This is a genomic window from Streptomyces sp. NPDC085524 (assembly GCF_044541755.1).
Taxonomy (GTDB): domain Bacteria; phylum Actinomycetota; class Actinomycetes; order Streptomycetales; family Streptomycetaceae; genus Streptomyces.
The window spans coordinates 42,005-64,730 of sequence record NZ_JBITTH010000003.1 but is presented as its reverse complement, the minus strand read 5'-3'; the positions used below and the strand labels follow the sequence as shown (position 1 = coordinate 64,730).

Sequence of the window (22,726 nt, the reverse complement as noted above, 5' to 3'; positions counted from 1 at the left end):
ATGAGCCTCAGCACGCCGGACAGCGTCGTCCGCACGTACATCGACACCCACCGCGCCGCCTTCCTCGACGACCTCGCCGAGTGGCTGCGCATCCCCTCGGTCTCTGCGCGGCCCGAGCACGCCGACGATGTGCGCCGCAGCGCCGAGTGGCTGGCCGCGAAGCTCAAGGAGACCGGTTTCCCGGTCACCGACATCTGGGAGACCGCCGGAGGCACCGGCGCCCCCGCCGTCTTCGCGCACTGGCCGAGCGAGGACCCGGACGCCCCGACCGTCCTCGTCTACGGGCACCACGACGTGCAGCCCGCCGCCCTCGCCGACGGCTGGCACACCGAGCCGTTCGAGCCGGTGGTCAAGGACGGCCGCATGTACGGCCGCGGCGCCGCCGACGACAAGGGCCAGGTGTTCTTCCACACCCTCGGCGTGCGCGCGCACCTGGCGGCCACCGGCTCCGCCGCCCCCGCCGTGAACCTGAAGCTCCTGATCGAGGGCGAGGAGGAGTCCGGCTCCCCGCACTTCCGCGCGCTGGTCGAGGCCCGCGCCGCCGAGCTCGCCGCCGACGTCGTGATCGTCTCCGACACCGGCATGTGGTCCGAGACCACCCCCACCGTCTGCACCGGCATGCGCGGCGTCGCCGACTGCGAGATCGACTTCCACGGCCCGGACCAGGACATCCACTCCGGCGCCTTCGGCGGAGCCGTGCCGAACCCGGCCACCGCCGCCGCCCGCCTGGTCGCCGCCCTGCACGACGAGGACGGCCGGGTCACGATCCCGGGCTTCTACGACGGCATCGCCGAGCTCACCGACACGGAGCGCGCGCTCATCGCCGAGCTGCCCTTCGACGAGGCGGAGTGGCTGCGCACGGCCAAGTCCCACGCGGCCGCCGGCGAGGCGGGCTACTCCACCCTGGAGCGCGTCTGGGCCCGACCGACCGCCGAGGTCAACGGCATCGGCGGCGGCTACCAGGGCCCCGGCGGCAAGACGATCGTGCCCGCCTCCGCCCACCTGAAGCTGTCGTTCCGCCTGGTTTCCGGGCAGGACCCGTACGAGGTCGAGGCGGCCGTCAGGGACTGGGTGGCCGCCCGGATCCCGGACGGGGTCCGGCACTCCATCACCTTCGGCGCCCCGACCCGCCCGTGCCTGACCCCGCTGGACCACCCGGCGCTGCAGTCGGTCGTACGGGCCATGGGCCGCGCGTTCGGCGAGAAGGTCCGCTTCACCCGCGAGGGGGGCTCGGGCCCGGCGGCGGACCTCCAGGACGTTCTGGACGCGCCCGTCCTGTTCCTCGGCATCTCGGTACCCTCCGACGGCTGGCACTCGCCGAACGAGAAGGTGGAGCTGGACCTCCTCCTCAAGGGCGTCGAGACGACCGCCTACCTGTGGGGCGACCTGGCCGCCACCCACCGCCGCGGAACCGCCTGACACCCGTACCCGCCGCACTCGTAGTAGTCCGTCGTACGCCTGCCTAGTCCCACCACCGGGGGAGTTGGAAGTACCTGTGAGCACCCGTACCGAGCGCCCGCTCTCGCTGGCCGCGGCCAGCGGAATCGACCGCGCTGCGCACCACCGCCTCGACGAGGCGTGGCTCGCCGCGGCCTGGAGCCACCCCACCACCCGTGTCTTCGTCGTCTCCGGCGGCCAGGTGCTGATCGACGACACCCCCGACGGGGGCACCGGCATCGTGATGACCGCGGCCTTCGAGGCCCCGGCCACGGAGACGCACCGCTACTTCCTGGGCACCGACGAGGACGGCGTACGGTACTTCGCGCTGCAGAAGGACTCCCTGCCGGGCCGCATGGACCAGTCGGCCCGCCCGGCCGGCCTGCGCGAGGCCGGACTGCTGCTGGGCCCGCGCGACGCCGGGCTGATGGTGCACGCCGTGGCACTGGAGAACTGGCAGCGGATGCACCGCTTCTGCTCCCGCTGCGGCGAGCGCACGGTCGTCGCGGCCGCCGGACACATCCGCCGCTGCCCGGGCTGCGGCGCCGAGCACTACCCGCGCACCGACCCGGCCGTGATCATGCTGGTCACGGACGAGCAGGACCGCGCGCTGCTCGGCCGCCAGGTCCACTGGCCCGAGGGCCGCTTCTCGACCCTGGCCGGCTTCGTGGAGCCGGGCGAGTCCATCGAGCAGTCCGTCGTGCGCGAGGTGTGGGAGGAGGCGGGCGTCAGGGTCGGCGAGGTCGAGTACGTGGCCAGCCAGCCGTGGCCCTTCCCGTACAGCCTGATGCTGGGCTTCACGGCCCGCGCCACCACCTCGGAGATCAACGTGGACGGCGAGGAGATCCAGGAGGCCCGCTGGTTCTCCCGCGAGGACCTGCGCCGGGCGTTCGAGAGCGGCGAGGTGGTGCCCCCGTCGGGCATCTCCATCGCCGCCCGCCTCGTCGAGAACTGGTACGGCGAACCGCTGCCGAAGCCGGCCGCGTGAGTTTCGTCGCCGAGTAACTTTCGTCACAGCAGAAGGCCCCCGCCGCGGCGGGGGCCCTTCTGATGGGCTCGGCGGAGAACCCGCGGCGGTGTCCCTCAGACGGCGAGGGCCTGCTTGACCTGGGCCAGGCTCGGGTTCGTCATGACGGACTCGTTGCCGGCGGCGGACTTCACGAGCACGGTGGGAACGGTCTGGTTGCCGCCGTTCGCCTTCTCCACGAACGCCGCGGACGCCGGGTCGAGCTCGATGTTGATCTCGTTGTACGCGATGCCTTCCCGGTCCAGCTGGGTCTTCAGCCGGCGGCAGTAGCCGCACCAGGTCGTGCTGTACATCGTGACGGTGCCCGTGTCCTGCATGCTGCGCTCTCCTTCGTGAGGGCTCGGTGGTCCGAGTACCCGAACGTACGGGACCGCGCCGCCATTCCCGTACCACCCCATCCGTCGTACAAGTACGACGGAAGCCCGCAGGCTGTGGACAAGTTTCCCGCCCGGCCCACGAGACCTGGCAGCATTGCGGGGTGACAGCAGCAACGCACTCCCCATCCTTCCCCGCCTCCGCCGGCTCCCCGGAATCGGCCGACGCGGTGCTCCTGGGCCTGGACCCGGAGCAGCGCGAGGTCGCGACGACCCTGCGCGGGCCGGTGTGCGTGCTGGCCGGCGCAGGCACGGGCAAGACCCGCGCGATCACCCACCGGATCGCGTACGGGGTCCAGTCCGGCCAGCTGATGCCCGCCAGCGTGCTGGCCGTCACCTTCACCAACCGCGCGGCCGGGGAGATGCGCGGCCGCCTGCGCGGTCTCGGCGCCGGCGGGGTGCAGGCCCGCACCTTCCACTCCGCCGCCCTGCGCCAGCTCCAGTACTTCTGGCCCAAGGCGGTCGGCGGGGACGTGCCGCGGCTGCTGGAGCGCAAGATCCAGCTCGTCGCCGAGGCCGGCGCCCGCTGCCGCATCCGCCTCGACCGGGGCGAGCTGCGCGACGTCACCGGCGAGATCGAGTGGGCCAAGGTCACCCAGACGGTGCCCGCCGACTATCCGGCGGCCGCCGTCAAGGCGGGCCGCGAGGCCCCCCGGGACCTGGCCGAGATCGCACAGATCTACGGGACGTACGAGCAGCTCAAGCGCGACCGCGCGATGATCGACTTCGAGGACGTGCTGCTCCTGACGGTCGGCATCCTCCAGGACCGGCACGACATCGCCGAGCAGATCCGCGCCCAGTACCAGCACTTCGTGGTCGACGAGTACCAGGACGTCAGCCCGCTCCAGCAGCGGCTCCTCGACCTCTGGCTCGGCGAGCGGGACAGCCTCTGCGTCGTCGGCGACGCCAGCCAGACGATCTACTCCTTCACCGGCGCCACCCCCGACCACCTGCTGAACTTCCGCACCCGCTACCCGCAGGCCACCGTGGTCAAGCTGGTCCGCGACTACCGCTCCACCCCCCAGGTGGTCCACCTCGCCAACGGGCTGCTGAAGCAGGCCAGGGGCCGGGCCGCCGAGCACCGCCTGGAGCTGGTGTCGCAGCGCGAGACCGGCCCCGACCCGGTCTACGCCGAGTACCCGGACGAGCCCGCCGAGGCCGAGGGCGTCGCCCACCGGATCCGCGATCTGATCGCGGCGGGCGTCCCGGCCGGCGAGATCGCCGTGCTCTTCCGCATCAACGCCCAGTCCGAGGTCTACGAGCAGGCCCTCGCCGACGCCGGGGTCCCCTACCAGCTGCGCGGGGCCGAGCGGTTCTTCGAGCGGCAGGAGGTCCAGAAGGCGATCCTCGCGCTGCGCGGAGCAGCCCGCTCCGCCGGGAGCGGGAACGACCGGGTCCTCGACGACGTCGTGGAACTGGGCGCCCAGGTCCGCGCCGTGCTCAGCTCCACCGGCTGGACCGCCGAGCCGCCCGCCGGCTCCGGCGCCGTCCGCGACCAGTGGGAATCGCTGGCCGCCCTGGTCCGTCTCGCCGAGGACTTCGCCCGCAGCCGGCCGGGGGCCAACCTGGCGGACCTGACGGTCGAGCTGGAGGAGCGCAGGGCCGCCCAGCACGCCCCGACGGTGCAGGGCGTCACCCTGGCCTCGCTGCACGCGGCCAAGGGCCTGGAGTGGGACGCCGTGTTCCTCGTCGGCCTCACCGACGGCATGATCCCGATCACATATGCCAAGACCGACGAGCAGGTCGAGGAGGAGCGCAGGCTCCTCTACGTCGGCGTCACCCGGGCGCGGCTGCACCTGACGCTCTCCTGGGCGCTCTCCCGTGCCCCGGGCGGCAGGGCCTCCCGGCGCCCCAGCCGCTTCCTGAACGGCCTGCGGCCGGGCTCCGCGGCCCCGGGGAGCCTGCCGGGCTCCCCGGCCGACCGGGAGGCCCGCAAGCGCGGCCGACGGGGCCCCACCCTGTGCCGGGTGTGCCGCAAGACCCTGACCGAGGCCGGCGAGATCAAACTGATGCGCTGCGAGGACTGCCCGTCCGACATGGACGAAGGGCTCTACGAGCGGCTGCGGGACTGGCGCGCGGTCCAGGCGAAGGAGCAGGGACTGCCCGCGTACTGCGTCTTCACGGACAAGACCCTGATGGCCATCGCGGAGGCCGCGCCCTCGGAGGCGGGAGAGCTCTCGATGATCTCCGGAGTGGGCGGCCGCAAGCTCGACCGGTACGGGGCCGATGTCCTGGCCATCTGCGCAGGCCGGGAGAGCGGAACCGAGGATTCTGACGACGCGTAGAAACTCGTCGGAAAAATAGTTTGCACATGCCCAGCGAAGACCCATAGGTTCTTAGCAACGGAAACGGTGGCTTCTCCGAAGCCCTGGATCCGTGCTGTACTTATCCGAATACGCATGGGACGGGCCCCCCGGGGCCAGGTCCCCGAGACGCCGAGAGGAGGCGAGACCAGTGACCAGCTTCATGACCTTCACCAAAATGACCGATCGCTCGGTCGCCGCTTCCTGCCTGCTCGGTTCCGTCTCCCTCCGGGGTACCGGTGCGTCCGCGATTTCCGCCGACCGCCCCGCCCTGCTGGCGACCCTTCCGGTCAGCGCGCGCAATGAGCGACCGACCCAGGCACCGGTGGCAGTACTGGCAGCAGAAGCTCAGGCGCAGGGCGCCTATGGCTTCGCCGCCGAAGCCGGTGCCGGATCCAAGACGAAGCAGACGACGAAGCACCAGCACCACCTGATGTGGGCCTTCCGTGGGCTCGAACCCTGGAGTGATCCAGCCTGATCGAAAGATCAGGCCGGCGCCTTCAGGGCCGCGGAACCCCACCCGGGATCCGCGGCCCTTCTGTTTGTCCCCGAACGGGGATGACGGAGCGAAGGGGCCTCGGGACTGGCAGAACCAGACCAGCCGCGACCGGCCGACCGGCCGGAACGACTAGCCGACCAAGACGAGGAAGAAAACACCGTGCAACTCGAAGCGCACGCCCCGTCCGTATCGCAGACCCAGACTCTCTCCCCGCCCGCAGTCCCGGAGGACTCCACCTTGACCCCGCTCACCGCGCTCACCGCGCTCGACGACGCCATCGAGAACCTCGGCGTCCCGGTTCCCTGCCGCACCTTCGACCCGGAGGTCTTCTTCGCCGAGTCCCCGGCGGACGTCGAGTACGCGAAGTCCCTCTGCCGTACCTGCCCGCTCGTCGAGGCCTGCCTCGCCGGGGCGACCGAGCGTCGTGAGCCCTGGGGCGTCTGGGGCGGAGAGCTCTTCGTCCAGGGTGTCGTCGTAGCCCGGAAGCGCCCCCGTGGCCGCCCGCGCAAGAACCCGGTTGCAGCGGCATGACCGCCCTCGGAACCATCGACCGCCCCCTCACGCACGACCCCCTGAAGCAGGCCCTCATGTCCCCCTCCACCACGAGCGAGCAGCCGCACGGCGCCGCCCACGCAGACTTCATCACCGCAGGCGAGATCACCTCGCGTCAGAACAGGACCCGTGAAATGCAACTCATCCCAGAAGCCATGGCTCGTGCCCATATGGACGACCGCATGCGTGAGGTGGACGCCGAGCGTCTCGCCCTGCGCCTGGTCGCCGCCCGCCGCATGCAGCGGCGAGCCGAGCGCGTCTCGCTGCGCGCCCGCCGTGCGCTGGCCATGGCCGTCATGCACTAAGAGCTGAAGACAGAACCACCCGGGGGGACCGGTCCGAAGGGACCGGTCCCTCCGGTGCGTTGCGGACGGCTGTCCACCCCTTGCGGGGATATCGTCTGTAGGTGGACCAGCCGACTCCCCACCCCGCCCCACCGGGAAGCGAGCCCCAGCCCGTCGTCTGCGCGCGCTGCGGCACCCAGTCGCCCCCGGGTGGCCCCCCGCCCACCTGGACCTGTTCGGTGGAGAACGGGACCAGGCAGTACTTCTGCGTCGACTGCGCGCGCGCCAACCTCCGCGCGATCGAGGGCAGGCTCGACTCCTCCTGGTGGTGACCGCCTCCCGGCGTCACTCGTCGGAAGCGAACCCCGGCAGCCAGGTGTCCAGTTCGTCCCGCAGCCGCACCGTCGCGCCCAGCTGGCACAGCACCCCGATGGTGCTCAGCGTCACGCGGTGGATCAGCAGGTACGAGGGCGGCAGGTTGATCTGCCGGCCCAACTGGTGCGCGGGGGAGCGGGGATCGGCGATCCTCGCCGCCTGGCCGCGCAGCCACGGCCGGGTGAAGGTGAACTCCTCGGCCTCGGCGGGCTCGATGATCGGCTTCAGGTAGTCCAGCACCGCATCGGGGTCCAGTTCTATGGACTCCTTCACGAACCCCTCCGCGCACAGGTGCCCGTAGACCCCTTCGGCGTCACCGTCCAGGGTCATCCGCAGCGACCTGCCGATGGGCTTGGGCCAGCCCCCGGGCAGCCGGTCGACCGTGCCGAAGTCCAGGACGCCCAGCCGCGTCCGGCCGTCCGCGCCGGACAGCAGGCGGAAGTTGCCCGGGTGCGGGTCCGCGTGCAGCAGACCGGTGCGCGCGGGACCGGAGAAGAGGAACCGGGCGAGCAGCTGACCGGCGCGGTCGCGCTCCTCGTCGGTGCCGTCGGCTATCACCTCCGACAGCGGGGTGCCCTCCATCCACTCGGTCACCAGCACCTGGTCGCCCTGGTGCACGACCTCCGGCACGACCACGTCCGGGTCGTCCGCGAAGGCGTCCGCGTGCGTCCGCTGGGCCTCCGCCTCCAGCTCGTAGTCGAGCTCCTCGGCGACCCGGTCGCGCAACTCCTTGATCAGCGGCTTGATTTCCATGCCGGGGATCAGCGGCCCCAGCAGCCCGGCGAACCGGCCCAGCTGCTTCAGGTCCGACAGCAGCGCCTCACCGGCCCCCGGGTACTGGACCTTGACCGCCACCGCCCGGCCGTCGTGCCACACCGCCCGGTGCACCTGGCCGATGGAGGCCGCCGCGGCCGGCTTGTCCTCGAACTCCTCGAACAACTCCCGCCAGTCCGCGCCGAGCCGCTCCGCCAGCACCTGGTGCACCGTCGCCGCGGGCAGCGGCGGGGCCGCCTCCTGAAGCTTGGTCAGCGCCGCCCGGTAGGGCCCCGCGACCTCCTCGGGCAGGGCCGACTCGAAGACCGACAGGGCCTGCCCGAACTTCATGGCACCGCCCTTCAGCTCCCCGAGCGTGCGGAACAGCTGCTCCGCGGTGCGCTGTTGAAGCTCGCGCGCGACCAGCTCGGCCGACTTGCCGCCGATCCGCTTGGTCAGCCCCCACGTGGCCCGGCCGGCGATGCCGAGCGGCAGCGCGGCAAGCTTGGCGGTACGGGTGACCGCCTTCCGGGGAAGATCAGACATAACGCCCCTCCGTTTCCCAGACAGCTGCGCCGCAAGCGGCAGCCCCTGGCCCGCCCTCCGGCCCGGCAGACCCAACGCATCCTGTCATGGCCCTCCCTGCCGGTCCGCTCCCGATCCTCCTCCTGCGTGCTCCAGCGCCGCTGGACGGGCCGCGCCCGCCCCGCACGGGCAGTCGGGGTGCGGGTGCACCGGGGCGGCCTCCCAGTGCAGGGCGGGCAGGGCCGCCTCCCAGCGGGAGCCCGTGCTGGCGGGGAGTTCCCCGTCGAGGAAGGACAGCGCGTGGGCCGCGGCCAGCCCGGCCACCGCCGTGGACAGCCCCAGGTCGCAGGCGGCGCCCGCGCTGCGCCGGCGGGCCGATCTCCACTGCACCAGCATCCTCGGCCACGCCGGATCCCCGTCCACGCGGTCGCGTTCCATGCATCCGGCGCAGGCCGTCGCCCCCGGCAGCACCAGCGGCCCCACCATCCCGGTGCCCTCCAGCACACCCGCGAACAGGTGCGGGACGCCGGTGGCGACCCAGTCGGCCGAGGTCTCCGGATCCGGGGCCCAGGCCGCCAGCCCGTCCCGGGGCGCGACCACCACCAGGGCCAGCCCGGGCTCCGCCCCCGTGTGCTCCCCGGCCCTCGGGGCGGGACCTGGAGCCGCCTCGCGCACCGCCTTCCCGGCCGCCTCCGCCCGCAGCCGGCCCACGCCGCCCGGCCCGATCCCGCCCGGCGCCACATCCGCCGGCTCCACCCGGCCTCCGTCGAGGACCTCCACCCGGCCCACGCCGGCTCCCGCCAGCACCGAGGCGATCACCCCGCCCACCCGGCCGCTCCCGCGCACCTGGACCTGTATCGCCCGGCGAGCGGCCACGCCCCGCAAGTCCCCGCCCGGCTCGCGGTGGACGAGGGAGAGCGAACCCAGATCGGGCCCCAGCCGCTCCAGCGCCTCCGGCCGCTTGCGCAGGGCCTGCGCCGGCGGACCGCCCGCCGTGGCGTCGTCGATCAGGCCGGCCCCCGCGAGCCGCCGCACCACCTCGTCCGCCCGGCCGTCCGGCAGCCCCATCACCGCGGCCTCCGCGCGCAGCAGTTCCATCCCCCGCGTCCCGTCGATCCGGTCGATCAGCGCGCCCGTCGCCGTGTCCACCGGGCCGAGCACCACCGCGTGCGCCGGTGTCACCCCGAACTGCACCGTCTGCAGATCCCGCCAGGCCCGTGCCAGCGCCGGCTTCACCTTCGGATACATCTCCCGCCCCCCCCGATCCGATCGGATCCGATCCGGTCCGATCCCGCCCCCGATTTCCGGGTCTTCCGCAACAGTGCCCGCCCGCCGAATTCCGTGCAGAAATTTGTCCACAGGCGAGGGGTATTAGGCATATGAGATGAAGAAAAGGGATGTTCCGTGGACTCCTCGTGAATCGATCATGTTCGAACCCTGGACGAGCGGGACTTCTGCGACGGCGACCCGGTACCGTCATGGCGTGTCCGCCGACCCAACGCAGCGCGCCGTGGAAGTCCGCCGGAGCGCGCGCCGCCGCAGGACCGTATCCGCCTACCGCGAGGGTGACCGTACGGTCGTCCTCATCCCTGCCCGGATGTCCGAGGCCGAGGAGCAGCGCTGGGTGGGCGTCATGCTCGACAAGCTCGCCGCCCAGGAGGGCAAGCGCACCCTCGGGGACGCGGAACTGGGCGAGCGCGCCGAGCGTCTGTCCGAGCAGTACTTCGGAGGCCGCGCCCGCCCCCGATCGGTCCGCTGGGTCACCAACCAGAACACCCGCTGGGGCTCCTGCACTCCGGCCGAGGGCAGCATCCGGCTCTCCCACCGGCTCCAGGGAATGCCGGAGTACGTCGTCGACTACGTGCTCCTGCACGAGCTCGCGCACCTCCTGGTCCCCGGCCACGGCCCCCGCTTCTGGGGGCTGCTGGAGGCCTACCCGAAGACCGAACGGGCCCGCGGATACCTGGAGGGCGTCGTCGCGGCCGAGCGGCTGCCGAAGGTCCCCGCGGCCCGCGACGAATAGGTCCGGAGCAGCGCAGCGTGATATGTACCGGGTCGGTACCGGCTTGGCCGGATGTCGGAAGTTGCCGTTAGCCTGAGCGGCACGTATTCACAGTCGGGATGGGGGACGGTCGTTACGTATGGCCAGGGAATTCCAACGAGGCCACAAGGCCAAGATCAGTGATCTGACGGCGGGCACGGATCTGTACGTAGGCGTCCAGATCTCCGGACCCGGACTCACCTTCGACATCAGCTGCTTCGGCCTCGACGCCAATGAACAGCTGTCGGACGACCGTTACTTCGTCTTCTTCAACCAGCCGAAGTCGCCGGAGGAGTCCATCCAGCTCCTCGGCGCGCAGTCCGGCGACGCGGAGTCCTTCCGCGTGACCCTGGACCGCATCCCGGCGAACATCCACAAGCTGTCCTTCACCGCCACCATCGACGGCGCCGGACAGATGTCGCAGATCGGCCCGGGCTACATCCGGATCGTGGCCGGCGGCGAGGAAGTCGTCCGGTACTCGTTCAACGGCTCGGAGTTCAGCACCGAGCGCGCCGTCATGCTCGGCGACTTCTACCTGAAGGACGTCTGGCGCTTCGCGGCCGTCGGCCAGGGCTTCGACGGCGGACTCGAGGCGCTGCTGAAGAACTTCGGCGGCGAGGTCGCCGAGGAGGAGCCGCAGCAGCAGGTCCCGGCCCAGGCCGCCGCCTCGCCCGGCTTCGCCGCGCCGCCGCAGGCCCCCGCCCCGGCCCCCGCCTTCGGAGCGCCCGCCCCGCAGGCGCAGGTCCCTCAGGCCCCGGCGCCCTCCTACGGCGGCCAGGTCCCGGCCGCGCCGGCCCCCGCCCCGCAGCCTCAGGCGTACCCGCAGCACAGCGCGCCGACGATGGCCGCGCCGCTGGCCATGCCGCCGCAGTCCTACGCCCAGCCGCCCCAGCAGCAGCCCTACGGCCAGGTCCCGCCGCCGCCCGCCCCGGCCCCCGCGCCCTACGGCCAGCAGCCCCAGCCGGGCTACGGCCAGCAGCCGTCGTACGGCCAGGTCCCCGGCCAGCAGCCCCCCGCGTACGGCCAGCAGCCCCCGGCGTACGGCCAGCAGCCCGGCTACCCCCAGCAGGCCGCCCCCGCCGCGGGCGCAGGCCTCGCCGCCGCCCTCCAGCCGTACAAGGAAGCCCCCACGGGCTCCCGCTGGACCCCGCAGAACCAGCAGCTCATGCGGGTCGACCTCGCCATGGGCGGCCAGCCCGTCCTCGCCCGCCAGGGCAGCATGGTCCTGTACCAGGGCAAGGTCGACTTCAGCTACAAGGGCGCGGGCTTCGCAGGCCGCATCGTCGGCAACGCCACCGGCCAGGAGATGCAGCTCATGCGCTGCACCGGCCGCGGCCAGGTCTTCCTCGCGGAGAACGGCGCGCACCTGCACGCCATCGAACTCCAGGGCGACGCGATCTGCGTCTCCGCCGAAGCCGTCCTCGCCTTCGACGAGTCGCTCCAGCACGAGGTCCGCCGCATCGAGGGCCACGGCATCCCCGGCGGCGCCCTGTTCACCATGCAGTTCCAGGGCACCGGCACCGTGATCGTCAAGACGCACGGCGTCCCCGTCGTCCTGCCCGTCACCCCGACCACCTTCGCGGACAGCAACGCCATCGTGGCGTGGTCGGCCGCCTCCCAGGTGATCCTGTCCAGCCAGGTCCGGCTCCGGCGCAACGCCTACCCCGGCCACAGCGGGGAGACCGTGAACCTCCAGTTCCGCGGTGCTCCCGGCAACTTCATCGTCGTCCAGCCGTACGAGGTCTGAGGGAGCCCGACATGAACGCAATGAACCAGCAGCTCGCGGGCTACGCCCCGACCCCCGTCACGGCCCGCATGGAGAACCATGGCCGGGCCATGCTCAAGGTCGCCATGCAGAGCGGCCAGGACCTCTTCGCCCGCACGGGCTCGATGGTCGCCTACGAGGGCTTCGTCCAGTACGAGCCCAACCCGCCGGCCGTCCGCCAGATGGCCTCGCAGTGGCTCACCGGCGAAGGCGCACCGCTCATGAAGTGCACCGGCGACGGCCTGCTCTACCTCGCCGACTACGGCGCGGACGTCGTCGTCATCAACCTCAACAACGACGCCCTCTCGGTCAACGGCACCAACCTGCTGGCCTTCGACGCCCACCTCCAGTGGGGCGTCGAGCGGGTCAAGGGCATGGCGAAGTTCGCCGGCCAGGGCCTGTTCAACGTGGGGATCTCCGGCACCGGCTGGGTCGCCATCACCTCCCGCGGCACCCCGATCGTCGTCGACTGCGGCCGAGGCGAGGACGAGACCTACGTCGACCCCGACGCGCTCGTCGCCTGGTCCCCGAACCTCAAGGTCAAGGGCAAGCGCAGCTTCAAGGCCTCGTCCCTGATCGGCCGGGGCAGCGGGGAGGCCTACCAGATGGCCTTCTCCGGTCAGGGCATCGTCGTCGTACAGCCCAGCGAGGACAGCACCGACCGGCTCCGGGCCCGGGGCTGAGGGGGAGAAGGCACATCATGCAGAGCTCACTTTTCGCCCACGCCGAGGCGCAGTCCCAGGAGCGGTACGCCGTCCAGAACCCGCAGCTCCTGCGGGTCACGCTGACCGGCCACGACGACGTGCTCGCCCGCAAGGGAGCGATGGTCGCCTACCAGGGCATCGTCGACTTCGACGGCGAGTACCAGAGCACCACGCAGCGCACCGCCCGTGCCCGCACCGGCGAGGGCCTCGACCTGATGCGCTGCTCCGGGCAGGGCACGGTCTACCTGGCCAACCTCGCCCAGTACGTCCACGTCATCGACGTGGACCAGGACGGCCTCACCGTCGACAGCAGCTACGTCCTCGCCATGGACTCCACGCTGCACACCGAGGCTATCGCGGTCGACAGCCAGTACGGGGTCTCCGGCACCGGCAAGTACCAGCTCAACATCACCGGCCGCGGCAAGGTCGCCCTGATGACCTCCGGCCAGCCGCTGATGATGCAGGTCACCCCGGACAAGTACGTCAACGCCGACGCCGACGCCATCGTCGCCTGGTCCACCTCGCTGCGCGTGCAGATGCAGGCCCAGACGCACTCCACCGGTGTCTGGCGGCGCCGCGGCAACACCGGCGAGGGCTGGGAGCTCAGCTTCCTGGGCACCGGCTTCGCGCTGGTCCAGCCCAGCGAGGTGCTCCCGCCGCAGAACGCCGTGCTCGGCCAGGGCATGGCGGCCCAGTTCGGCATGGGCCAGCACGGCGCGCACGCGCAGAACCAGAACAACGCCTGGAACTAGTCGCAGGCCGACGGCCACGACGAAGGGGCGGTCCCACCTCGGGACCGCCCCTTCCGTCTTCGTCACGCCCCGCGGATCAGCCGCCGAGCCGCGCCAGCGTCGCCTCCAGCAGCCGCACGACCGAGGCGTCGGCCACCGCCGCCACCTCCTCGTACGGGAACCAGCGCAGGTCCAGCGACTCGTCGCTGATCTCCGCCTCCGCACCGGCCGGGGCCAGCGCCGCGTACTGCACGTCCAGGTGCCAGTTGCAGGGCTCCGGGATCGGATGCCGGTCCAGCCGCACCGGCCCGCCGGGCAGCAGGCTCAGCCCCGACGGGATGCCCGACTCCTCGGCGGCCTCGCGCAGCGCCACCCCGGCCAGGGTCTCGTCGCCGGGCTCGCAGTGGCCGCCCATCTGCAGCCACATGCCCAGCTTCTTGTGCAGCGTGAGCAGCACCCGGCCGCCGACCGGGTCGATCACCAGGGCGCTGCCCGTGACGTGTCCGGCCCGGCAGGGCTTGTAGACCCCGTCCTCGTGGGCGGCGAGGTGCTCCAGGTAGACGTCGCGCAGCTCGGGCTGGCCCTCGTACTCCTTCAGCACGAGCACCGCGTCTTCGTGCAGGCTCACTTCTCGCCGCCGTCCTCGTCGCGCTTCTCCGCGGCCTCGCCGAGCATCTTGTCGATCTCCGAGAAGTCCATCTGCTCGCGGTGCACGAACCCGTCCGGGTCGTCCAGGTCGGAGGCCGTCGGCAGCATGTCCGGGTGCTCCCACAGCCCGTCGCGGCCGTCCACCCCGCGGGCGTCGGTGAGCGAGGCCCACAGCCGCGAGGCGTCCCGCAGCCGGCGCGGACGCAGCTCCAGGCCGATCAGCGTCGCGAAGGTCTGCTCCGCCGGACCGCCCGAGGCACGCCGCCGGCGCATGGTCTCGCGCATCGCGTCCGCCGAGGTCAGCCGGGGCTTGGCCGCCTCGTGCACCACCGCGTCGACCCAGCCCTCGACCAGCGCGAGCGCCGTCTCCAGGCGGGCCAGGGAGGCCTTCTGCTCCGGGGTGTCCTGCGGCTGGAACATGCCGCCCTGGAGCGCTTCCTGGAGCTGCTCCGGATTCGACGGGTCCAGCTGACCGACCATTTCCTCCATCTTGGAGGTGTCGACCTTGATGCCGCGGGCGTAGCCCTCGATCGCACCGAAGAGGTGCGAGCGCAGCCACGGCACGTGCGCGAACAGCCGGGAGTGCGCCGCCTCGCGCAGGGCCAGGTACAGCCGCACCTCGTCCGACGGGACGCCCAGGTCCTTGCCGAAGCCCTCGATGTTCAGCGGCAGCAGCGCGGCCTTGCCGGCCGGTCCCAGGGGCAGCCCGATGTCGGTGGAGCCGACGACCTCGCCCGCGAGCACGCCCACGGCCTGGCCGATCTGCTGGCCGAACATGGCGCCGCCCATGGAGCGCATCATCCCGAGCAGCGGGCCCGCCATGGCCTGCATCTCCTCGGGCAGCACGCTGCCCATGGCCGCGCCGACCCGCTCGGCGACCGGGTCCACGAGCTCCTTCCACACCGGGAGGGTCGCCTCGACCCACTCGGCGCGGCTCCACGCCACGGCCGTGGTGGCGCCCGAGGGCAGCGAGGTCACCCCGTCCAGCCAGTGGTCGGCGAGGCGCACGGCCTCCTCGACGGCCGACTTCTCGGCGACGCCGACGCTCACGTCCTTCACACCGTCCGACGTGCCCTGCGAGACGGTCTGGCGGGCGATGTCCTTGGCCATGTCCCAGTTCACGGGACCGCCCTCGTAGCTCAGCATCTGACCGAGCTGCTGGAAGGCCGCGCCCAGGTCGTTGGGGTTCATCGAACCGAACATCGCGGCGAACGGATTGTCCGCACCGCCCTGGCCGCCGGCGCCGGGCAGGCCCATGCCCGGAAACCCGAACGGATTCGGGCCGCCCTGACCGCCCTGATTGCCCTTCTTCTTGCCCTCGTCGCCGTTGTCCGGCTCCTCCGGCGGAAGGCCGAATCCGAATGGGGTGTCACTCACGGGTTTCCTCGGCTCGTAGGGCCGTCGGCGGGTGCCGACGGGCAATGGTCCGACAACACCACCCAGCGTAGACACCCGAGCCGCTTGCGGGCTCGGTGCTCCGCCGACTCCTGGGCTGCGGCAGGATGGACATCACCTGGTAGGTACGCGTCGCTGCGCGTCCCTACTGAAGACAACCGCTGGAGACGCCTGGTGAGTTCCCCGGATCCGCACGCTTTGGACAAGCTCAGCCCGGAAAATCGCCCCGAGCAGGCCGACAGCACCGATGGTGTTCGCCAGCCGCGTAACCCGGCCCTGCGCGGCCCGGTGATCGCGGTGACCGGTGCCGCGACCGGGGTGGGCGCCGCCCTGGTGAGCCGGCTGGCCGAGTCCGACGAGGTCAAGCAGGTCGTCGCGATCGACGAGCGGCGGGGCGAGTGCGCGGCCGCCCAGTGGCACGTCCTGGACGTACGGGACCCCGCGATCGCCGAGAAGCTGCGCGGCGCGGACGTGGTCGTCCACCTCGCCCTGGACCTCGACCTCGAGACCGACCCGGCGGCCCGCACCGCGTACAACGTGCGCGGGACGCAGACCGTGCTGACGGCCGCCGCCGCGGCCGGGGTGCACCGGGTCGTGCTGTGCACCTCGGCGATGGTCTACGGGGCCCTGCCGGACAACGACATCCCGCTCTCGGAGGACTCCGAGCTGCGGGCCACCGCCGAGGCGACCGGCGTCGGCGACCTGCTGGAGATCGAGCGGCTGGGCCGCCGGGCGCCGCGCGCGCACCCCGGACTGAACGTGACCGTGGTCCGCCCGGCGGTCCTCGTCGGCGGTACGGACACCGCGCTGACCCGGTACTTCGAGTCGCCGCGCCTGCTGGTGGTGGCCGGCTCCCGGCCGACGTGGCAGTTCTGCCACGTGGAGGACCTGGTCAGCGCGCTGGAGTACGCCGCCCTGGAGAAGGTCGAGGGCGAGCTGGCGGTGGGCTGCGAGGGCTGGCTGGAGCAGGAGGAGGTCGAGGAGCTGAGCGGCATCCGCCGCATGGAGCTCCCGTCCGCGGTCGCGCTGGGCGCGGCGGCCAGGCTGCACCGGATCGGGCTCACGCCGTCCCCGGCGGGTGACCTCGCGTACACGATGCACCCGTGGGTGGTCAGCGTCAGCGGGCTGCACGCGGCGGGGTGGCGGCCGCGGTGGACGAACGAGGAGGTGCTGGCCGAGCTGCTCCAGGAGGTGGCGGGACGCCACACCGTCGCGGGGCGCCGGCTGGGCCGCAAGGACGCCACGGCCGCCGGTGCCGCGGGTGCGACGGTCGCGCTGCTGGGTGCGGCCGCGGTGGTCCGTGCGGCGCGGAGGCGCCGCGGGCTCTGAGGCCGGCTGCCGCTGCCCTCCCGGGCCGGGTGGCGGGGCCCCGGGCTGCGCCCGGGCTTCCGGGGCTCCGCCCCGGACCCCGCGCCTCAAACGCCGGCGGGGCTGGGTTTCCCGGGCCCCGCGTCTCGAGCGCCGGCGGGGCTGGGTTTCCCGGACTCCGCGTCTCGAGCGCCGGCGGGGCTGGGTTTCCCGGGCCCCGCGTCTCGAGCGCCGGTTGGGCTGGATTTCCCGGACCCCGCGCCTCGAGCGCCGGCGGGGCTGGACATGCGCCGCCGGGGCTGGATTTCCGCCCCCGGCCGTCACCAGCGCGTTTCTGTAGGAGGCTCCCAAGGCGGGGGGCGGGGGACGGGCGATTCGGCTATTCCGCCGCGTCGGCGGCTAGGGCACGATGAAGGCATGGCACCGCACTTCGACCACCCCGGCGAGCAGGCCGCTTCGGACCCCATCCGGCTGCTCGACATCCGTGAAACCCCGCTCTCGATCGACGAGGTCTTCCGGGCCGTCGGCGACGACGCGACCGGCGGTACGACGCTCTTCGTCGGCACGGTGCGCAACCACGACGGCGGAGCGGACGTCGAATCCCTCGGCTACTCCTGCCACCCCACCGCCCAGGCCGAGATGCGCCGCATCGCCGAGCGCGTCGTGGCCAAGTACCCGGTCCGCGCCCTGGCGGCCGTGCACCGGGTCGGCGACCTGTCCGTCGGCGACCTCGCCGTCGTCGTCGCCGTGTCCTGCCCGCACCGCGGCGAAGCCTTCGACGCCTGCCGGATGCTCATCGACGACCTCAAGCACGAGGTCCCGATCTGGAAGCACCAGACGTTCGCGGACGGCTCGGAGGAGTGGGTCGGCGCCTGCTGACCCCCGGCGGAAGGGCCGCCCCCGGAAGGGGGTAGCCTCGCACCCGTTCGGCCGCGCAACACGCCCTCGATTTGCGTAACCCCCCCACGGGCACGAGCGTTGAAGCCACCACAACGGCACGTACTTTCGGGGTAGGGAGACACGCCCATGGCATCTCTGGCGTGGTTGCTGATTCCGCTGTTCGCCGCGATCGGCGCGGGCATATGGGGCAGCTGGGCGGCACGCGACCGTACGCAAGGCGACATATCCGAGCTCGCCGGCTACGCGAGGTTCCGCGAGGCCATGGGCAAGGCCGACCAGGTCAAGGTGAAGGCGGAAGCGCACTCCGGTTCCGACGCCGTCTGACGCGTCCCGCGAGTGCCCGGGCCCCTCACGGACCGGCCCCGGCAGCCGCTTCACAGGGGCGTCCCGTACTGTCGGATCCATGCCACGCCGCACCGCGACGATGCTCGCCTCCACGCTCGTGCTGTTCGCGCTGCTCTGCGCAGGGGTGTTCATCAAGGTCCCGTACTCGGAGATGAGCCCCGGACCCACCGTGAACACGCTCGGCGACTCGCACGGCGAGCCCGTACTCAACATCTCGGGGCGCAAGACGTACCCGACCAGCGGCCACCTCAACATGACGACGGTCCGCGTCACGGGCGCGGACTACGACATGAACCTGCTGGAAGCGGTCTACGGCTGGCTGGCCGGCGACAACATCGTCGTGCCGCACGAGAACCTGTACCCGGACGGCAAGACGGACGAGCAGTCCACCCAGGAGAACGCCGAGGAGTTCAGCCAGTCGCAGCAGAGCGCCAAGGTGGCGGCCCTGAGGCAGCTCGGCATCCCGGTCACCGCCCGCGTGATCGTCGCCTCGGTGGTCAAGGACAGCCCCTCCGACGGCAAGCTGCACGCCGGCGACGTGATCAAGGCCGTCGACGGCACCCCGGTCACCGCGCCCGAGGACGTGGCCAAGTTCGTCACCAAGCACAAGCCCGGCGACCCGGTCGAGTTCACCATCGTGCCCGCCGCGGAAGCGGCCGAGGCCGCCAAGGCGAACCGTGAGGCCACCGGTTCCACCAAGATCGTCATCACGGCCGGCAAGGCGGAGGGCGACGGCCACGCCATCGTCGGCATCCGGGCCGGGACCGACCACACCTTCCCGTTCACGATCGACATCAAGCTCGCCGACGTCGGCGGCCCGAGCGCCGGTCTGATGTTCGCCCTCGGCATCGTCGACAAGCTGACCCCGGAGGACCTCACCGGCGGCAAGTTCGTCGCGGGCACCGGCACCATCGACGACACGGGCAAGGTCGGCCCGATCGGCGGCATCCAGATGAAGACCATCGGGGCCCGCAAGGCGGGCGCCCAGTACTTCCTGACGCCCGCCGAGAACTGCGCGTCGGCCGCCAAGAACGTGCCCGACGGCCTGACCCTGGTGAAGGTGTCCACCATCGACGACGCCACGAAGGCGCTGGAGAAGATCCGCAAGGGGGACAAGGCCGGGCTGCCGCAGTGCAGCGTCGCCGGGTCCTGACCCCCCCACGGCTCAGGAGAAGGTCGCCGCCAGCGCCTCCGCCAGCCCGGGCACCAGGCCGCCGCCGGTGAGGACCTCGGTCGAGGAGTCCTTCTCCCGCAGGCGTACGGCCGACTCGCGCGAGCCGTCGCGCAGCACGGCCACCGTGAGGCGCACCTCCTGCCGCTCCGGGTGACCGGCGACCCACTTCGAGAGCTGCTTGTCGCTCAGCCCTTCCGGTACGGAGGCCTCCGCGGACGGCGGCAGCATCAGGCGTTCCACGGTCAGGGCGCAGCCGACGACCGCGTCGGGCCAGGCGACGGTGCCCAGGAACTTGTCGAGCGGGGTCCCGGCCGGCAGCTTGTCCTGCTCGATCGGGGTGAGGGAGCTCTTGCCGGCGTCGTCCTGGTCGAGGCCGAGCTGGCTCGCCAGGCGGGGCTCCTGCTTCTTGAGCTTGGCGGTGTCGACGAGGGCGAACAGCCGTGCGGGCTGGTCCCAGCCGAGGCCGGCGGCGTACTCGTCGATCTCGAGACAGGCCCGGGTGAGCGGGCTGGCCGCCATCGGCGTGCCGGGGGAAGGCGAAACGTTGGACATGGACAACATCCTGCCTCCTTTCCGGCGGATACCGGGAACTGACTAAAGCCTCAGTAAGTTGCAAGAGTGGGCCCTACGATCGGGGGCCCCGTTAATACCAGACTCAGCGACTTTCGAGGTGTGGACCTTGGCTTTCCAGATGCCGGACCGCGGCGGAGGCCCTTCCGGGCCACGGATGAGAGTCGGCCGCCCCTCCCGGCGAGCCCGCACTCTGCTCATGACCCTGGGCGTGCTGGCCGTCCTCGCCATGCTCTTCATCATGTTCGCGGGCTTCTGGACGGACTGGCTCTGGTTCCGCTCCGTGAAGTACTCGACGGTCTTCACCACCACCCTGTGGACCAAGATCGGCCTGTTCGCCGTCTTCGGCCTGCTGATGGCGGGGGCCGTGGGCTTCAACATCTGGCTGGCGCACCGGCTGCGGCCGCCGCTCAGCGCGATGTCGATGGAGCAGCAGAGCCTCGACCGCTACCGGATGAGCATCGCCCCGTACAAGAAGTGGCTGCTCCTCGGCATCGCCGTGCTCGTCGGCCTGATCGCGGGCGCCTCGGCGGCCGGCCAGTGGAAGACCTGGCTCATGTACGTGAACGGGGTGGCCTTCGGCACGAAGGACCCCCAGTTCCACATGGACGTGTCCTTCTACACCTTCGACCTGCCCTGGTACCGCTTCCTGCTCGGCTTCGGCTTCGCCGCGGTCGTGCTGTCGGTGATCGCCGCGGCCGTCGTGCACTACCTGTACGGCGGACTGCGCGTGACGAGCCCGGGCGCCCGGGCCACCGCCGCGGCGACCGGGCACCTGTCGGTGCTGCTCGGCCTCTTCGTCAGCCTCAAGGCCGTCGCGTACTGGCTCGACCGGTACGGGCTGGCCGTGAAGTCCAGTGACTTCAAGGCCGCCGACAACTGGACGGGCCTGCGGTACGTCGACGCCAACGCGTACCTGCCGGCGAAGACGATCCTCGTCGCCATCGCCGCGATCTGCGCCCTGCTGTTCTTCGCTACGCTGTGGCGCCGCACCTGGCAGCTGCCGGTGATCGGCTTCGGCCTGATGGTGCTCTCGGCGATCCTGATCGGCGGGCTCTACCCGGCGATCGTGCAGAAGTTCCAGGTCCAGCCGAACGAGCAGGCCAAGGAATCCCCGTACGTCCAGAAGAACATCAAGGCCACGCGCGACGCCTACGGGGTCGCCGGCTCGGAGGTCACGGACTACGCGGGCGTGCCGAACCCGAAGACGGACAAGAACGTCCTGCGCCAGCAGGCCGACACGACGGCCAGCATCCGGCTCCTCGACCCGAACATCGTCTCGCCCGCCTTCCAGCAGCTCCAGCAGGTCAAGGGCTACTACGCCTTCCCGTCCACGCTCGCCGTGGACCGGTACAGCGCGCAGGACACGGTCATCGGGCTGCGCGAGCTGAACATCGGCGGCATCCCGAAGAACAACTGGATCAACGACCACTTCAAGTACACGCACGGCTACGGCGTGGTCGCGGCCAAGGGCACCACCGTCGGCGACCAGGGCGCCCCGGACTTCACCCAGTCCGACCTCCCCTCCAAGGGGATGTTCGGCACGGACTTCGAGCAGCGCATCTACTACGGCGAGCAGACGAAGCAGTACTCGATCGTCGGCGGTCCGCAGAAGGAGCTCGACTACTCGGACGACAAGGGCGAGAAGGAGACGAGCTACGAGGGCGACTCCGGCGTCAACCTCGACAACCCGGTCAACCGGGCTGCGTACGCGCTGACCTTCAGCGAGCCGCAGATCCTCTACTCGGGGGCCATCGGCGAGGGATCGCGGATCCTCTACAACCGCACGCCGAAGGACCGCGTCGAGGCCGTCGCCCCGTGGCTGACCATCGACGGCGCGCCCTACCCGGCCGTCATCGGCAAGCGGGTCGTCTGGATCGTCGACGCCTACACGACCACCAACGGCTACCCGTACGCCTCGCGCACCACGCTGGGCCAGAGCACCGCGGACTCGCTGACCAACAGCCAGCGCGCGGTGGTGGCCCAGGAGAACCAGGTCAACTACATCCGCAACTCGGTGAAGGCCACCGTCGACGCGTACGACGGCACGGTCAACCTGTACCAGTGGGACACCGAGGACCCGGTCCTGAAGACCTGGATGAAGGCGTTCCCGGGCACCGTGAAGTCCAAGAGCGAGATCTCCAAGCCGCTCCTGGACCACCTGCGCTACCCGCAGGACCTCTTCAAGGTCCAGCGCGAGCTGCTGACCCGCTACCACGTCACCGACCCGCAGACCTTCCTCAGCGGCAGTGAGGCGTGGGCGGTCCCGGACGACCCGACGACCAAGGCCGGCACGGCGGTTCCGCCGTACTACCTGTCGATGAAGACTCCGGGCCAGAAGGAGAAGGACCAGGTCTTCTCCCTCACCACGACGTTCACGCCGAACGAGCGGCCCAACCTGAGCGCCTTCATGTCGGTCAACGCCGATCCGGCCACCCCGGACTACGGCAAGATCAGAATCCTGAAGATGCCGACGAGCAAGCCGCCGGACGGTCCCGGCCAGGTACAGAGCAAGTTCCAGTCCGAACCGAAGATCGCCGAGTCGATCCGCCTGCTGCGCGGTGGTGACTCGGAGATCGAGTACGGGAACCTGCTCGCGGTGCCGCTCGACGACGGGATGCTCTACGTCGAGCCGGTGTACGTCCGCAGCTCCGGCCTGAAGTACCCGCTGCTGCGCAAGGTGCTGGTGACCTACGGCAACCAGACGGCCTTCGAGGACACGCTGGAGAAGGCGCTGAACGTGGTCTTCGGAGCGGAGGCCCCGACCACGCCCGTCCCGCCGGCGCAGCCGCCGGGCGAGGGCACCAATAACCCGCCGCCGGTCAGCCAGGACCCGACGGTCAAGGCGGCGCTCGCCGACGCCCAGAAGGCGATCGACGACGCCGAGAAGGCCCGGCAGGCAGGCGACTGGGCTGCCTTCGGCAAGGCGCAGGACGAGATCAAGGCGGCGCTGAAGCGGGCGATCGACGCGGAGGCGAAGCTGACGGCACCGAAGCCGGCCGGCCAGTGACCGGGC

General features: G+C 71.6%; 22 protein-coding genes. 16 read left to right on the top strand and 6 right to left on the bottom strand.

The genetic code is table 11. From position 1 onward, the window contains the following. Both ACIGFK_RS05215 and nudC read left to right on the top strand, forming a co-directional pair. Window positions 1–1,419: a dipeptidase gene (locus tag ACIGFK_RS05215; RefSeq protein WP_400050627.1), complete on the top strand. Its 1,419-nt coding sequence runs from the start codon at window positions 1–3 to the stop codon at window positions 1,417–1,419. Between the two features lie 64 nt (window positions 1,420–1,483). After that, a complete protein-coding gene (gene nudC / locus ACIGFK_RS05210; RefSeq protein WP_376659870.1) occupies window positions 1,484–2,425 on the top strand; it encodes an NAD(+) diphosphatase in 942 nt (313 codons plus the stop codon). Window positions 2,426–2,520: 95 nt separating this feature from the next. Here nudC and ACIGFK_RS05205 read toward each other — a convergent pair whose 3' ends face one another. Beyond that, the gene (locus ACIGFK_RS05205) at window positions 2,521–2,781 is read right to left on the bottom strand and encodes a mycoredoxin (RefSeq protein WP_030029876.1); all 261 of its coding nucleotides are present in this window, start codon (window positions 2,779–2,781) and stop codon (window positions 2,521–2,523) included. Between the two features lie 161 nt (window positions 2,782–2,942). Here ACIGFK_RS05205 and ACIGFK_RS05200 point away from each other — a divergent pair, with 161 nt between their 5' ends. From ACIGFK_RS05200 to ACIGFK_RS05180, 5 genes are all read left to right on the top strand, one after another. Continuing rightward, a complete protein-coding gene (locus ACIGFK_RS05200) occupies window positions 2,943–5,123 on the top strand; it encodes an ATP-dependent DNA helicase UvrD2 (protein WP_386470209.1) in 2,181 nt (726 codons plus the stop codon). A gap of 181 nt (window positions 5,124–5,304) precedes the next feature. Then, window positions 5,305–5,619 carry a hypothetical protein gene (locus ACIGFK_RS05195; protein ID WP_376659874.1) on the top strand — a complete coding sequence of 105 codons (315 nt, stop codon included), beginning with the start codon at window positions 5,305–5,307 and terminating at the stop codon, window positions 5,617–5,619. Between the two features lie 180 nt (window positions 5,620–5,799). Beyond that, a complete protein-coding gene (locus tag ACIGFK_RS05190) occupies window positions 5,800–6,171 on the top strand; it encodes a WhiB family transcriptional regulator (RefSeq protein WP_365165514.1) in 372 nt (123 codons plus the stop codon). Next, window positions 6,168–6,497, top strand: a complete 330-nt coding sequence (locus ACIGFK_RS05185) for a hypothetical protein (protein ID WP_376659868.1) — start codon at window positions 6,168–6,170, stop codon at window positions 6,495–6,497. Before ACIGFK_RS05190 ends, ACIGFK_RS05185 begins: the two co-directional genes overlap by 4 nt. 101 nt (window positions 6,498–6,598) lie before the next feature. Continuing rightward, window positions 6,599–6,808, top strand: a complete 210-nt coding sequence (locus tag ACIGFK_RS05180) for a hypothetical protein (protein WP_376659867.1) — start codon at window positions 6,599–6,601, stop codon at window positions 6,806–6,808. Window positions 6,809–6,821: 13 nt separating this feature from the next. Here ACIGFK_RS05180 and ACIGFK_RS05175 read toward each other — a convergent pair whose 3' ends face one another. After that, a complete protein-coding gene (locus ACIGFK_RS05175) occupies window positions 6,822–8,150 on the bottom strand; it encodes an ABC1 kinase family protein (RefSeq protein ID WP_376659866.1) in 1,329 nt (442 codons plus the stop codon). A gap of 84 nt (window positions 8,151–8,234) precedes the next feature. Next, window positions 8,235–9,377 (bottom strand): ThiF family adenylyltransferase, encoded by a 1,143-nt coding sequence (locus ACIGFK_RS05170; RefSeq protein ID WP_400050624.1) that lies wholly within the window; start codon window positions 9,375–9,377, stop codon window positions 8,235–8,237. Window positions 9,378–9,612: 235 nt separating this feature from the next. On the opposite strand from ACIGFK_RS05170, the gene ACIGFK_RS05165 reads away from it, so the two are divergent. The 4 genes from ACIGFK_RS05165 (at window position 9,613) to ACIGFK_RS05150 (ending at window position 13,391) form a co-directional block, all read left to right on the top strand. Next, the gene (locus ACIGFK_RS05165) at window positions 9,613–10,152 is read left to right on the top strand and encodes a M48 family metallopeptidase (RefSeq protein WP_376659864.1); all 540 of its coding nucleotides are present in this window, start codon (window positions 9,613–9,615) and stop codon (window positions 10,150–10,152) included. 118 nt (window positions 10,153–10,270) lie between these two features. Further along, window positions 10,271–11,917 carry a TerD family protein gene (locus tag ACIGFK_RS05160; RefSeq protein ID WP_376659863.1) on the top strand — a complete coding sequence of 549 codons (1,647 nt, stop codon included), beginning with the start codon at window positions 10,271–10,273 and terminating at the stop codon, window positions 11,915–11,917. Window positions 11,918–11,937: 20 nt separating this feature from the next. Further along, window positions 11,938–12,618, top strand: coding sequence for an AIM24 family protein (locus tag ACIGFK_RS05155; RefSeq protein ID WP_376659873.1), 681 nt, complete (start codon window positions 11,938–11,940; stop codon window positions 12,616–12,618). A gap of 17 nt (window positions 12,619–12,635) precedes the next feature. Beyond that, a complete protein-coding gene (locus ACIGFK_RS05150) occupies window positions 12,636–13,391 on the top strand; it encodes an AIM24 family protein (RefSeq protein WP_376659862.1) in 756 nt (251 codons plus the stop codon). 76 nt (window positions 13,392–13,467) lie between these two features. On the opposite strand, the gene ACIGFK_RS05145 is transcribed toward ACIGFK_RS05150, so the two are convergent. Further along, entirely contained in the window at window positions 13,468–13,998 is a 531-nt protein-coding gene (locus ACIGFK_RS05145; RefSeq protein WP_376659861.1) for an NUDIX hydrolase, read from the bottom strand. After that, window positions 13,995–15,395 carry a zinc-dependent metalloprotease gene (locus ACIGFK_RS05140; RefSeq protein ID WP_400050622.1) on the bottom strand — a complete coding sequence of 467 codons (1,401 nt, stop codon included), beginning with the start codon at window positions 15,393–15,395 and terminating at the stop codon, window positions 13,995–13,997. The genes ACIGFK_RS05145 and ACIGFK_RS05140 overlap by 4 nt, the downstream gene beginning before the upstream one ends. 192 nt (window positions 15,396–15,587) lie before the next feature. Between ACIGFK_RS05140 and ACIGFK_RS05135 the strand changes: the two genes are divergently transcribed. The 4 genes from ACIGFK_RS05135 (at window position 15,588) to ACIGFK_RS05120 (ending at window position 19,119) form a co-directional block, all read left to right on the top strand. Continuing rightward, window positions 15,588–16,742: an SDR family oxidoreductase gene (locus tag ACIGFK_RS05135; protein WP_400050620.1), complete on the top strand. Its 1,155-nt coding sequence runs from the start codon at window positions 15,588–15,590 to the stop codon at window positions 16,740–16,742. Between the two features lie 396 nt (window positions 16,743–17,138). Further along, window positions 17,139–17,600, top strand: a complete 462-nt coding sequence (locus tag ACIGFK_RS05130) for a molybdenum cofactor biosynthesis protein MoaE (RefSeq protein WP_376662137.1) — start codon at window positions 17,139–17,141, stop codon at window positions 17,598–17,600. 147 nt (window positions 17,601–17,747) lie between these two features. Continuing rightward, window positions 17,748–17,945 carry a hypothetical protein gene (locus ACIGFK_RS05125; protein WP_376662136.1) on the top strand — a complete coding sequence of 66 codons (198 nt, stop codon included), beginning with the start codon at window positions 17,748–17,750 and terminating at the stop codon, window positions 17,943–17,945. Between the two features lie 79 nt (window positions 17,946–18,024). Continuing rightward, complete coding sequence (locus tag ACIGFK_RS05120; protein WP_400050618.1) at window positions 18,025–19,119, top strand: PDZ domain-containing protein; 1,095 nt, start codon at window positions 18,025–18,027, stop codon at window positions 19,117–19,119. Window positions 19,120–19,131: 12 nt separating this feature from the next. Here the strand turns inward: ACIGFK_RS05120 and ACIGFK_RS05115 are convergent, their stop codons facing one another. After that, window positions 19,132–19,701, bottom strand: a complete 570-nt coding sequence (locus ACIGFK_RS05115; RefSeq protein ID WP_376662134.1) for a PPA1309 family protein — start codon at window positions 19,699–19,701, stop codon at window positions 19,132–19,134. Between the two features lie 130 nt (window positions 19,702–19,831). Here ACIGFK_RS05115 and ACIGFK_RS05110 point away from each other — a divergent pair, with 130 nt between their 5' ends. Then, window positions 19,832–22,720: a UPF0182 family protein gene (locus ACIGFK_RS05110; RefSeq protein ID WP_386470562.1), complete on the top strand. Its 2,889-nt coding sequence runs from the start codon at window positions 19,832–19,834 to the stop codon at window positions 22,718–22,720. Window positions 22,721–22,726: the final 6 nt, after the last annotated feature.